General features: G+C 69.2%; 11 protein-coding genes. 3 read left to right on the forward strand and 8 right to left on the reverse strand.

Going from position 1 to position 12780, the window contains the following annotated elements; translation table 11 throughout:
- Positions 1-20: 20 nt before the first annotated feature.
- Entirely contained in the window at positions 21-1388 is a 1368-nt protein-coding gene (locus tag EV140_RS02800; protein ID WP_241971259.1) for an FAD-binding oxidoreductase, read from the forward strand.
- Here the strand turns inward: EV140_RS02800 and EV140_RS02805 are convergent.
- Positions 1385-2101 (reverse strand): polyamine aminopropyltransferase, encoded by a 717-nt coding sequence (locus EV140_RS02805; RefSeq protein ID WP_130280797.1) that lies wholly within the window; start codon positions 2099-2101, stop codon positions 1385-1387. The two genes, EV140_RS02800 and EV140_RS02805, sit on opposite strands and share 4 nt — an antisense overlap.
- A 73-nt stretch (positions 2102-2174) precedes the next feature.
- Between EV140_RS02805 and EV140_RS02810 the strand changes: the two genes are divergently transcribed.
- Complete coding sequence (locus EV140_RS02810; protein ID WP_130280799.1) at positions 2175-3299, forward strand: N-acetyltransferase DgcN family protein; 1125 nt, start codon at positions 2175-2177, stop codon at positions 3297-3299.
- On the opposite strand, the gene EV140_RS02815 is transcribed toward EV140_RS02810, so the two are convergent.
- The 4 genes from EV140_RS02815 to EV140_RS02830 all read right to left on the reverse strand — a co-directional run bounded on the left by EV140_RS02815 (position 3296) and on the right by EV140_RS02830 (position 8322).
- Entirely contained in the window at positions 3296-3811 is a 516-nt protein-coding gene (locus EV140_RS02815; protein WP_130280801.1) for a flavodoxin family protein, read from the reverse strand. The two genes, EV140_RS02810 and EV140_RS02815, sit on opposite strands and share 4 nt — an antisense overlap.
- Positions 3812-3851: 40 nt before the next feature.
- Positions 3852-5495, reverse strand: coding sequence for a BCCT family transporter (locus EV140_RS02820; RefSeq protein WP_130280803.1), 1644 nt, complete (start codon positions 5493-5495; stop codon positions 3852-3854).
- Positions 5496-5656: 161 nt separating this feature from the next.
- Complete coding sequence (locus EV140_RS02825; protein ID WP_130280805.1) at positions 5657-7027, reverse strand: NAD-dependent succinate-semialdehyde dehydrogenase; 1371 nt, start codon at positions 7025-7027, stop codon at positions 5657-5659.
- Between the two features lie 152 nt (positions 7028-7179).
- A complete protein-coding gene (locus EV140_RS02830; protein ID WP_241971260.1) occupies positions 7180-8322 on the reverse strand; it encodes a CaiB/BaiF CoA transferase family protein in 1143 nt (380 codons plus the stop codon).
- A gap of 58 nt (positions 8323-8380) precedes the next feature.
- On the opposite strand from EV140_RS02830, the gene EV140_RS02835 reads away from it, so the two are divergent.
- Positions 8381-9565, forward strand: coding sequence for an acyl-CoA dehydrogenase family protein (locus EV140_RS02835; protein ID WP_130280808.1), 1185 nt, complete (start codon positions 8381-8383; stop codon positions 9563-9565).
- A gap of 48 nt (positions 9566-9613) precedes the next feature.
- Here EV140_RS02835 and EV140_RS02840 read toward each other — a convergent pair whose 3' ends face one another.
- From EV140_RS02840 to rlmN, 3 genes are all read right to left on the reverse strand, one after another.
- Complete coding sequence (locus EV140_RS02840; RefSeq protein ID WP_130280810.1) at positions 9614-9934, reverse strand: hypothetical protein; 321 nt, start codon at positions 9932-9934, stop codon at positions 9614-9616.
- Positions 9935-9997: 63 nt separating this feature from the next.
- On the reverse strand, positions 9998-11446 hold the full coding sequence (locus EV140_RS02845; RefSeq protein ID WP_198674320.1) for a glyceraldehyde-3-phosphate dehydrogenase: 1449 nt from the start codon (positions 11444-11446) through the stop codon (positions 9998-10000).
- Positions 11447-11541: 95 nt separating this feature from the next.
- Positions 11542-12756, reverse strand: a complete 1215-nt coding sequence (gene rlmN, locus EV140_RS02850) for a dual-specificity RNA methyltransferase RlmN (protein WP_130280812.1) — start codon at positions 12754-12756, stop codon at positions 11542-11544.
- Between the last annotated feature and the right edge of the window lie 24 nt (positions 12757-12780).

The following is a 12780-nucleotide window of genomic DNA, read 5'->3' on the forward strand; positions in this document are numbered from 1 at the left end:
AACCGCGACACAATGGCGCCGTGACTACCGACCGCACGTCTGCCCTCGACGAGCTGCGGGCTGCCCTCGGCGCCGCACTCTCCACCGATGCCACCGAGCTCGAGGCGGCGCGCGCCGACAAGTCGGGGCAGCGCTCAGCCGCAGCGCCCCTCGCGATCGTGCACGCCGCGTCGGTCGCCGACGTGCAGGCGGCCTTACGCATCGCGAGCGCGCACCGCCTCCCCGTCGTGCCGCGCGGCGCCGGCACGGGGCTTGCTGGTGGTGCGATGGCGGGCGCAGACCGGCTGGTGTTGTCGACGGCGCGCATGACGCGCATCCATGAGATTGACGCCGTCGACCAGATCGCGGTTGTCGAGCCGGGCGTCATCGTCGCCGAGCTGGATGCCGCCGCCCGCAAGCAAGGGCTTTTCTACGCGCCCGACCCGGCGAGCCGGGCGTGGGCAACCATCGGCGGCACGGTCGCGACCGGCGCCGGCGGCCTCATGTGCGTGAAGTATGGAGTCACCCGTGAGGCGGTGCTCGGCCTCGACGTCGTGCTCGCCGACGGAACGCTCATGCGACTCGGCCACCGCACCGTGAAGGGAGTCACGGGGCTCGACCTCGTCGGCCTGATGGTGGGCAGCGAGGGAACGCTCGGCGTCGTCGTCGGTGCGACGGTGCGACTGCTGCCGGTTCCGGCGGGGACGACCGCGACGATCGGCGCCCACCTGCCGTCGGTCGTGGCCGCGGGCGCGGCTTCCGCGGCCATCATGGCGAGCGGGGTGCGTCCAGCGGCGCTCGAGATCATCGATCCACTCGCGCTGTCACGCATTCACGCGTATCTCGGGCTGCCGCTGCCGCTCGACGGCACCACGCACCTGCTGATGCAGACGGATGGCCCGCAGGCCATCGCGGATGCCGAGTCAGCGCTCGCCCTCGTGCGCGCGGCGGGTGGCGACGGTGACGTGTCGACCGACGACGCGAGCGCCGAGCAGTTGCTCACCGTCCGCCGGTCCTTCCACGCCGCGATGGAGGCGCACGGCACGGTCCTGATCGAGGACGTGGCCGTGCCGAGGCGCCGGCTTCCCGAGATGTTCGCCGCGATCGAGCGCATCTCGGCCGAGTTCGGCGTCGAGATTCCGACGGTCGCCCACGCGGGCGACGGCAACCTGCACCCCAACTTCGTCTATTCGGGGGATGCTGTGCCCGAGCCGGTCTGGCAGGCCGCGCACGCGGTATTCCGCGAGGCGCTCGCCCTCGGCGGCACCCTCACGGGCGAGCACGGTGTCGGCGTGCTGAAGAAGCGCCATCTCGTCGACGAGCTCGGCGAGCACCAGCTCGCTCTGCAACGGCGCATCAAGGCGGCGTTCGACCCGCTCGGCATCATGAACCCCGACGCGGTGTTCTAGGGCCTGCGCGCACGCCCGACGTACACGCCGTTGACCGATTCACCCTCCGTCAGAGGGTTGGCGAAGGCGACAGTGTGCCCGGCGACATCGTCGAACGCGGCCTCCAGGTCGCTGAGCGTGCCCGCGTGTGGGCGTTCGTCTGACCACAGCGCGAAGACGCCGCCCGGCCGCAGCCGCTCGGCCAGTCGACGAAAACCGGCAACCGTGTAGAGGTCGGCGTGTGAGGCGTCCAGCGTGTGCTGAGGCGTGTGGTCGACATCGAGCAGAATGGCGTCAACCGGTTCGCGGGGAGTGCCATCAGGCTGGTCACCGCGCGCCCACGCGAAGAAGTCGGCGGCGACGAGCCGGGTGCGGGAGTCGCTGGCGAGCCGGTCACTCACCGGTAGAAGCCGACGCTCGTGCCAATCGATGACGGGTCGCAGCGCATCGATCACCACAAGTGAGTGGATGCGCGCATCATCGAGGACGGTCACCGCCGTGTACCCGAGTCCCAGACCTCCGACGACGACGTCGAGAGGCCCGTCACCGTGGACGGCGGCGAGACCGAGCCGGGCGAGCTCTTCCTCGGCAACCGTGAACAGGCTCGACATGAGGAACTCATCGCCCAGCTTGACCTCGTAGACCTCCGCGTCGATGACGGGGTCGTGGCGACGGCGCAGCACGAGCTCCCCCATGGGTGTGGACTCGACGGCGAGCTCAGCGAAGCGGCGCATCGAGCCAGGCTAACCCGCAGGCCACCCTGCTACGGTCAGGCACCGGCTCTCGCTGGTCGCGAAGGAGCATCTCATGCAACCGCACCAGCCGCTCGCGGCCGTTCTCCCCCTCGGCTCGACCGCCGTCGTGTACTGCGACGGCGCATTCGGCGATGCCGACGGCAAGACGGCGAACGGCCTTGTTCGGCACTCCGAGCTCTACGACATCGTGAGCGTCGTCGACGCGCGCTTCGCCGGCCGCGACGCGAGCGACATTCTCGACGGCGTGGCCCCGGGCATCCCCGTCGTGGGGGACTTGGCCGAGGCACTCGCCCTGCGCGCCGACCTACCCGATTACCTCATCTGGGGCATCGCGCCCGCCGACGGGGTACTGACCGACGCGCACCGCGCCGTGTTGCTCGACGCAATCTCGCGCGGCATGCACATCATCAATGGCCTGCACGAACTGCTCGGCGACGACGCCGAGATGTCAGCGGCGGCACGCCTCAGCAGCGTGACGATCACCGACGTGCGCCGGCAGCGCCTCGCCAAGGACCTGCGCTTGTACTCGGGCCGCATTCGCACGGTTACGTGTCCGCGCATCGCCGTTCTCGGCACGGACGGCTCGATCGGCAAACGCACGACGGCGACCATCCTCGTCGCGGCGCTGCGCGCACGTGGCCTCAAGGCGGTGCTCGTCGGAACAGGGCAGACAACGATCATGCAGGGCGGTCTCTACGGCGCCGCGGTCGATGCGATGGTGCCGCAGTACCGATCGGGCGAGGTCGAACACCAAGTAGTGCGAGCCTTTGAAGCCGAAAACCCCGACGTCATCGTCATCGAGGGGCAGGGCGCGCTGAGCCACCCCGCGTACCTCAGTTCGGGCGCCATCATTCGAGGAAGCAGGCCCACCGGGGTCATCGTGCAGCACGCCCCTGCGCGCCTCATGCGCGACGACTTTCCGAACGAGCCGATGCCCAGCCTCGCGCACGAAATCGCGCTCATCGAGTTGTTCGGGCACACGCGCGTGATCGGCATCACCCTCAATCACGAGCACCTGTCGGATGCGCAGATCACCGCGACCATCGACCAGTACACCCGTGATTACGCGCTTCCCGTGACGGATGCGCTCAGCCGGCCGGCCACGGAACTGGCTGACATGGTTATCGGCTCCGACCCGCGGCTGCGCGCTGCACAGACGCACGCCGCGAACGGCTAGCGAAAACTGACGGCCGCTGCCCCGACACGGTCACGACCGAACTGCCGGGCGCGTTCCAGTTCCCCGGGCAGGACGGGCCCGTCGTACCCGACGATGGAGAACGAGGTGGGGCGCTGCGTGAGCGGAAGACCCGCAGACTTCGCGACGCGTCGTGCCGCCCAGGCCGCAGAGCCGGGCAGCCGCTTCACCTGTTCAACTTTGGTGTCGAAAGTGGCCACCAGAATGTGACGAGCGTCGGCCTCAATGCGTGCCATCCACTCACGGATACCGCTCGCGCTTGGCTGTGTGGCCCCCTTCGCGATCGCCTCGTCCCGAGTTGCGGGTCGGCTGAGCGAAAAAGCGTGCGTGAGAGCGCCGATCACGAGCAGGTCGACGCCCTCGAGACGTGTTGGCGCATCATCGACGCGCACGACACGTGCGTCACCGGCGGCAGCGAGACCCTCCGCAACGGCGTACGCAATGCGCTCAGTGTTGCCCCAGTGCGACTCGACGACGACGAGAGAGGTGGTCATGTCTCGACGCTACGAGCCGCACCGGGGCCGTGACAGGGGCTTAGGTCCGGTCGTCCGTGAGCACGGGGTCAACCTCGAGGCCGTAGTGGTCTCCGATTTCGTCGACCAGTTCGGCGCGCTCGGCGCGATCGGCGATTCGGCCCTCGCGGCGGAACGCGACCACCAGAGCGGCGCAGGCGAGCAGGAGCACGACCGAGAACGGCAGTGCCGCAATGATGGACGCCGTCTGCAGCGCGCTGAGGCCACCGACCAGCAGCAGCGAGATCGCGAGCAGGGCGACGACCACGACGAAGAAGGCGCGCACCCAGCGGCGAGGCTCGGGGTCGCCACCGGTCGCGAGCATCCCCATCACGAGCGAACCCGAGTCGGCCGACGTGATGAAGAAGATCGAGATCAGGAGGATCGCGCCGAGGATCAGCGCGGCACCGCCGGGAGCCGACCCCAGCACGGCAAATAGGGCGCCCTCCGTGTCAACTCCCCCATCAGCGCTGACGAGGCCACCGGCGCCGTAGAGCTCCGTGTAGATCGCGGTGCCGCCGAGCACCGAGAACCAGAGGAAGGTGATGATCGTCGGCACGAGCATGACGCCGACGACGAACTCGCGAACGGTGCGGCCCTTCGAGATGCGGGCGATGAAGATGCCCACGAACGGCGCCCACGCGATCCACCAGCCCCAGTAGAAGCTCGTCCAGCCGGCCTGCCAGGCCTCGCCCTCGGCACCCGCGAAGGCACTCACGGTGAAGCTGAGGGCGATGAAGTCGCCGAGGTAGTTGCCGATCGACTGCACGAACTGGCGCAGCAGGAACTGCGTCGGACCGACCACGAGCAGGAACACGACGAGGAACCCGGCTAGCGCGAGGTTGATGTTGGAGAGCCACTTCATGCCGCGGTTGATGCCAGACAGCACCGATGCCAGCACGGCGACCGAGATCACGGCGATGACGGCGACGAGCGTCACATCGTTTGCCTCGGCGATGCCGGCTGCCTCGAGGCCCGCCCCGATCTGCAGTACGCCGAGTCCGAGCGACGTCGCGACACCGAACAGCGTTCCGACGAGGGCAACGACGTCGATGACGTTGCCGAGGCCACCCCTGACGCGCTTGCCGAACAGCGGCTCGAGAGTCCAGCGCACCGAGATCGGCCGACCGCGGCGGTGAATGGCGTAGGCAAGGCCGAGGCCCAGGGCGACGTAGATCGCCCACGCGTGCACGCCCCAGTGCAGGTAGGTCTGCGACATGGCGGCCTGGGCGAGCTCGATGTCGGTGCCCTCAACGCCGGGGCGCGGGTTCGCGAAGTGGTTGAGCGGCTCAGCCACACCCCAGAACACGAGGCCGATGCCCATTCCGGCGGCGAACAGCAGCGCGAACCACGAGCGGTAGCCGAACTCGGGCTCGTCATCGTCTGTGCCGAGCCTGATGCGGCCGTAGCGGCTGAAAGCGGCCCACAGCCCGAACACGACGAAGAACGCGGCGATGAGGACGTAGTACCAGTTGAACCAGGAAATGATCGATGCCTGCACCGCACCGAAGCCGGTCTCCGCGGCGTCGGGCGCGACGAGCGTGAACGCGACGAAGCCGACGGTCAGGACGGCCGCTGGCCAGAAGACCCAGCGCTTGATGGGGTAGCGCTCAGCGGGTGGCGCGGTGGATGCGGGACTCGGGGTACGTGCGATCGGTTCAGTCACGTGAATCCAGCCTAGAAAACGCTCTCGGCCAGATCAGTTCAGATATGGAGGAACCGGTCAGGAACGTCTGCCATCGCGTGGGTGCGCGCGCACGCGCACGCTTGGGGCATGCACGTGGGGGCCCGCCGGATGGCGAGCCCCCACGGAACGATCTGCGCCCGTTAGGCGATGCGGATCATCTTCTTGTTGACGAACTCGTCGATGCCGAGCGTTCCGAGCTCGCGGCCCGAGCCCGAGTTCTTCACGCCGCCGAAGGGCAGTTCGGGGCTGTCGGCGAGCACGCAGTTGACGTACACCATGCCAGCGTCGATCTGGTCGGCGACGCGGGCAGCCTGCTCCTCGTCGGTCGTGAACAGGTACGAACCGAGCCCGAACGGCGTGTCGTTGGCGAGCTCGACCGCCTCGGCCTCGTTCGCCACCTTGAACACCTGCGCGACGGGGCCGAAGAATTCTTCGTAGTAGGCCGAGTTGCCCGGCTTCACGTTCGCAAGCACGGTGGCCGAGAAGTAGGTGCCCTCGCGGGTACCCCCGACGAGTACTTCTGCGCCGCCGGCGACGGCGCGCTCGACCTGGTCGGCGAGGTTGTCGGCGGCCTGCGCGCTCGACAGCACGCCGTACGCGGCCTCACCCTTCATGGGGTCGCCCGGGCCGACCTCGCCCATCTTGGCGACGAACTTCTCAAGGAAGGCGTCGTACAGCTCCTCAACGACGATGAAGCGCTTGGCACCGTTGCACGACTGGCCGCTGTTGTCGACACGCGCGTTGACGGCCATCTCGACCGTCGCATCCAGGTCGTCGGTCGACAGCAGGATGAACGGGTCGCTGCCGCCGAGCTCGAGCACGACCTTCTTCAGGTGACGTCCGGCTTGCTCGGCAACCGCGGCACCGGCACGTTCGGAACCGGTCAGCGAGACGCCCGCAACGCGCGGGTCGGCGATGATCGTCGACACCTGCTCGTTGGTCGCGTAGACGTTGACGTAGGCACCCTTCGGGAAGCCCGCGTCGTCGAAGATCTGCTGAATCGCGGCGGCCGACTCGGGGCACTGCGCGGCGTGCTTCAGGATGATCGTGTTGCCGAGAACGAGGTTCGGGCCGGCAAAACGCGACACCTGGTAGTACGGGAAGTTCCACGGCATGATGCCGAGCAAGACGCCCAGGGGGCTCTTGCGGATGACGGCGCTGCCCTCGCTGCCCTCGACGAGGTCGACCGGCTCGTCGGCGAGCAGGCCGGGACCGTTGTCGGCGTAGTACTGGTAGATGTCGGCCGAGAAGTCGACCTCGCCGAGGGCGTCGCCGATGGGCTTGCCCATTTCGCGCACGATGATCTCGGCGAGTTCCTGCCGGCGCTCGCGGTGCAGCTCGGCGACGCGGGTGATGAGCGCGGCGCGCTCCTCGCGGGTGGTCGACCGCGCCCAGTCGCGGCTGGCGGCGTGAGCCGCGTCGATCGCGGCGGCGATGTCGGCGTCGGTGGCCGTCGGGTACTCCTTGACGGTTTCGCCCGTCGCCGGGTTGATCACGGCGTACTTGCTCATGGGACTCCTTGAGTGTCGTCGGTGGTGGTCGCCGGCCGATCGGATGCGGCGACGGTGCACGCTGTCGCCCCCACCCTAGGGCCTCACGACTGTCCGTCGTGTCGACATCGAGGCGATTATCAGCGCCTACTTCGCCGCCGTGTATAGCCGACCTAGTCGGGGGCGGCGAGCCACGCACGCAAGGCCGCTCCGTCGGCGTCGAGTGCGGGCGGCGCGGTCGGCGTGACGGGCGTGAAGGCCGAGTACCGCACCGGGTACCGTACCTGCGCCGGGTGCCCCTCCCCCACGTCGACGAGCGGGTCAAGGCCGAGGGATTCCGCCAGCGCGATCGCGGACGGGATGTCGCCGACGCGACCGGCGGGGAGGCCGGCGGCGAGCATCCGATTGACCGCATCGTCGACGGGGATGCTCGCGAGCGCGCCCTCGAGGACGGCGATCAGTTCGGCGCGGTTTCCGACCCGCGCGCCATTGCTCGCGAACCGCGGATCGTCGGCGAACGCGGGTGCGTCGAGCGCGACGGTCAGCGCCCGGAATTGGCGATCGGATCCGACCGCGACCGCGAGGATCCCGTCGGCGGCGCGCAGCGTCTCATAGGGCGCGATCGAGGGGTGCTGGTTGCCCATCGCCCGCGGGGCGACACCGGTTGCGAGATAACTCGACGCCTGGTTCGCGAGCGACGCGAGCAGCGAACTCAACAGGTCGACCTCGACGTGCTGACCCTCACCCGTGTGCTCGCGGTGGCGCAGGGCGGCGAAGATGCCGATGACGGCATCCTTCGCGGCCAAAAGATCGACGAGCGCGACGCCGACCTTGCGCGGCTCACCGTCGGGGTCGCCCGTGATGCTCATGAGCCCACCGACCGCCTGCACCAGGAAGTCGTAGCCGGGCAGGTGCGCGCCCGCGCCCGAGCCGAAGCCCGTGATGGAACAGTAAACGGCCCGTGGGTTCGCGCGGTGCACAGCGTCGGGGTCGAGGCCGAAGCGGGCAAGCGACCCCGTGCGGAAGTTCTCGAGCACGACGTCGGCGCGGGCCGCGAGGGTGCGGGCGAGGGACGCGTCGTCGGGGTTCGCAAGATCGAGGGCGATCGACTCTTTCGACCGGTTCGCCGACTCGAAGTAGGCGCTCGACGAGCCCGCCCATGGTGGCCCGAACGCCCGCGTGTCGTCACCCGTGCCGGGCCGCTCAACCTTGATGACGCGGGCGCCGAGGTCGGCGAGCCACATGCTCGCCGACGGGCCGGCCAAGACGCGGCTGAAGTCGGCGACGAGAATGCCATCGAGGGGGCCTGGGCTCACGCCGCCACTGTAGCCCCGCCGTCGAGCGCGCACCGCGCGAAGGTGCATCATGGTGCGCATGACACGTACTCCGCTCACCCCCGACGAGGTGGCCGCTGATCCGATCGGACTCGACGCGATGCTGAGCGACGACGAGCGCGCCGTGCGCGACCGCGTGCGCGCCTTCGTCGACACTGAGCTTCGTCCTCACCTCGCCGAGTGGTACGAGAACGCAGTACTGCCGCGCGAGCTGCTGCCAGCCTTCGGCGAGCTGGGGGTGCTCGGCATGATGCTCGCGGGCGACGGACTGCCGGGCCGCAGCGCCGTCGAGTACGGCCTCGCCGCCGCCGAGCTCGAGGCGGCCGACTCGGGGTTACGCACCGTCGTGTCGGTGCAGGGATCGCTCGCGATGACCGCGATCCACACGTTCGGCACGGACGACCAGAAGGCCCAGCACCTAACGGGCATGGCCGCCGGCCACATTGTCGGCTGCTTCGGGCTCACCGAGCCGAACGCGGGCAGCGACCCCGGCTCGATGACCACGTACGCCCGCCGCGACGGCGACGACTGGGTACTCACGGGAGCGAAGCGCTGGATCGGCCTCGCCTCCATCGCGGACATCGCCGTCGTCTGGGCGCAGACCGACGACGGCATCCGCGGTTTCATCGTGCCGACCGACGCTCCCGGGTTCACGGCGACGCCCATCACGGCGAAGCTGTCAATGCGCGCCTCCGTACAGTGCGACCTGACCTTCGACGATGTTCGTCTGCCCGCCGACGCGCTGCTTCCCGGCGCTCGGGGCCTGAGTGGCCCCTTCACGTGCCTCAACTCGGCGCGCTACGGCATCGTGTGGGGGGCGATGGGCGCCGCCCGCGACAGCCTCGAGGCCGCCCGCCGCTACGCGCTCGACCGGGTCGCGTTCGAGCGGCCGATCGCCGCCGCTCAACTCACGCAGGCGAAGCTCGCCGACATGACGGTGCAGGTCTCCACCGGCACGCTGCTCGCCCTGCACCTCGGCCGGCTCAAAGACCAGGGTCTGCTGCAGCCGCACCAGATCTCGATCGGCAAGCTCAACAACGTGCGCACCGCCGTCGCGGTCGCTCAGAGCGCGCGCACGATCCTCGGCGGCAACGGCATCACGGGCGACTACTCCCCTATGCGCCACGCGCAGAACCTCGAGTCGGTGCGCACCTACGAGGGCACCGACGAGGTGCACGCCCTCGTCATCGGCTCCGCGCTGACGGGGCTGCCAGCGTTTCGGTAGGGATGCGCGGGGTCGGCTTCGGCGCGGCACCGGCCGGCGGGCCGGCGCTTAGGCGCCGGCCGTGACCGCCAGCACCAGCACGAGCGAGCTCGCGATCATCGTCAGGAAGGCGGCCGCGAGCAGGGCGAGGCGCAGCCGACCGGGGCGGACGGCGAAACGGGCCACGAGCATCCCGAGGGTGAGGGCGGCGGCGATCGCCGCGCCGACGAGCGCGACGGATGAGTCGAGGCGCGCCCAGAGCGCGACGAACATGCCGCCGACGAGCACGGAGGTGATGAGGCCCATCACCACCCACACGGTGCCGGAGGCGGTCGTCAGCTGCGGCTGCGCGCGCACGCGGGTCGGGTCGGGCTGCGGAGTGTCGGCCATCGACCCACCGTGGCAGCCCGACCTGGCAGAGCGGTCAGGAAGCGGTGCCCCGGGGATCGACGCTCAGACGAGGACGCGCTCGGGCACGACCACGGGGTGTGCGCCCGCCATCGTCTCGAGCACGCGAATCACCTGCGAGCTGTAGCCGAACTCGTTGTCGTACCAGACGTAGACGATGAGGTGGCGGCCCTCGCAGATGGTCGCGAGCCCGTCGACGATGCCCGCGCGATGCGACCCCACGAAGTCGGTCGACACCACCTCCGGTGACTCGATGTAGTCGATCTGCTGACGCAGCTCAGAGTGCAGCGACATGCGGCGCAGGTGCTCGTTCACCTCGTCGCGCGTCGTCTCGTCGCGCAGGGTGAGGTTCAGAATGGCCATCGAGACGTCGGGCGTGGGCACCCGAATCGCGTTTCCGGTCAGCTTGCCGGCCAACTGCGGAAGCGCCTTCGCCACCGCCTTCGCGGCCCCCGTCTCGGTGATGACCATGTTGAGCGCAGCGCTGCGGCCGCGTCGGTCGCCCGAGTGGAAGTTGTCGATCAGGTTCTGGTCGTTCGTGTACGAGTGCACCGTCTCGACGTGGCCGTGCTCGATGCCCCACGCATCGTCGATGACCTTCAGAACGGGAGTCACCGCGTTGGTGGTGCAGGATGCAGCGGTCACGATGGCATCGTCGGCCTCGATGGCGGCGTGGTTGATGCCGTGCACGATGTTCTTCAGCGCGCCCTTGCCGGGAGCCGTCAGCAGAACGCGGGCGACACCGGGCGCGCGGAGGTGCTGGCTGAGGCCCTCTTCGTCGCGCCAACGCCCCGTGTTGTCGACGACGATCGCATCGTGAATGCCGTGCGCCGTGTAGTCAACGCGGTCGGGAGCGTCCGCGTAGATGACCTGGATGAGCGTGCCATTCGCGAGGATCGTGTTCGCCTCCTCGTCGACGGTGATCGAGCCGTCGAAGGGGCCGTGCACGCTGTCGCGGCGCAACAGGCTCGCGCGCTTGACGAGGTCGTTGGCGCCGCCGCGACGCACGACGATCGCCCGCAGTCGCAGGCCCGAGCCGCTTCCGGAGTGCGCGACGAGGATGCGGGCAAGCAGTCGCCCGATGCGTCCAAAGCCATACAACACGACGTCGGTGGGGGCAGTGGGGGCCGCGGTCGGCATGACGGCGGCGAGTTCGTCGCGCAGGAACTCGATGAGGTCGCGGTCGTCGTCCGACGCGGCGTGGCCCGTCACGAGGCGCGCGATGTCGAGGGAGGCGGGGCCCGGCTGGATCGCGAGCAGAGCATCCAGAACCCGGTGCGAGTCGGCGAGCGCCAGCTCGTCTCCCGTCACGTGCTGGGCGTAGCGGTGGGCGCGCAGGATTCCGGTCGCCGATTCGTTAATGAGGCGGCGGCCGTGGATGCTCGTCACCACCCCGTGGTCGCGGTACAGCCGCCCGATCAGGGGGATCAGCTGTTCGGCTGCGGCCTCGCGCTCTTTCCAGGCGGCGTGGATGGTCGTGACGTCATCGCTCACTGTGGCGTTCCTTGGCTTCCCGGCGCGCGGTCGCTGCCGTGTCGAGGGTGATCGGGGACACGTGGTGGCGGTGGTGCCTCCGATGCTACCTGTCGCTACGCGTCGGCGGCGGCCAGCTGCCCGCAGGCGCCGTCGATCTCTTTTCCGCGGGTGTCGCGCAGCGTCGTCGGAATTCCGGCGTCGTTCAGTCGACGCACGAACTCGTTCTGCACGGCCCTCTCCGACGCCGTCCAGATCGAGCCGGGGGTCGGGTTCAGCGGGATGGGGTTCACGTGCACCCAGCCGCGCCCCCGCTCGTGCAGCTTCTGCGCAAGCAGGTCGGCCCGCCACGCGTGGTCGTTCATGTCTTTGATGAGCGCGTACTCGATCGAGACCCGACGACCGGTCTTGTCGAAGTAGTCGCGGGCCGCATCCAGCGCCTCATCGACCTTCCAGCGCGAGTTGACCGGAATCAGCTCGTCGCGCAGCTGGTCGTCGGGCGCGTGCAGGCTGAGGGCGAACGTGACGGGAATCTTCTCGTCGGCGAGCTTGCGAATCGCGGGCACGAGACCCACGGTCGAGACGGTGATGTTGCGGGCGCTCATGCCGAGCCCGTGCGGCTGCGGGGCGACCATCGTGCGCACGGCACTCATGAGTCGGGCGTAGTTCGCGAGCGGCTCGCCCATGCCCATGAAGACGATGTTGCTGACCCGGTCGGGCGTCTCGTCACCCTTCTTGCGCCCTCCTAGCTCGGCGCGGGCGAGCGCGCGGTTCGCCGCGACCACCTGGTCAACAATCTCGGCCGCCGACATGTTGCGGGTGAGCCCCGCCTGGCCCGTCGCGCAGAACGGGCAGTTCATTCCGCAGCCGGCCTGGCTCGAGACACACAGGGTGATGCGACCGGGGTAGCGCATCAGCACCGACTCGACGAGGGCTCCGTCGTGCAGCTTCCAGAGGAACTTGATGGTGTCGCCGTTGTCGGTCGCGAGGCGCCGCACCTCGGTGAGCAGCGGCGGCATGAGATCGACGACGAGCTCGTCGCGGCCAGCGGCCGGCAGGTCGGTCATCGCGGCCGAGTCGGTCGTGTAGTGCGTGAAGTAGTGGGTCGACAGCTGCTTCGCGCGGAAGGCGGGAAGACCGCGATCCGTGACCGCCTGGATGCGCGCATCCTGGTCGAGATCCGCCCAGTGCACGGGGGGCTTTCCTCGCTTCGGGGAGGCGAACTGCAGCAGCGGCCGCCCCTCGGTGTCGAGCTTCTGCTGCCAGCCCTCCGTCTGCGGGCGCACCTGACGGGTCTCGCCGTTGTTGCGGATGCCGCCAGAAGAAGCCATGCCTCTAGGGTACGGGGCGCCAGT

It is taken from the genome of Microcella alkaliphila, assembly GCF_004216855.1.
GTDB classification, from domain to species: domain Bacteria; phylum Actinomycetota; class Actinomycetes; order Actinomycetales; family Microbacteriaceae; genus Microcella; species Microcella alkaliphila.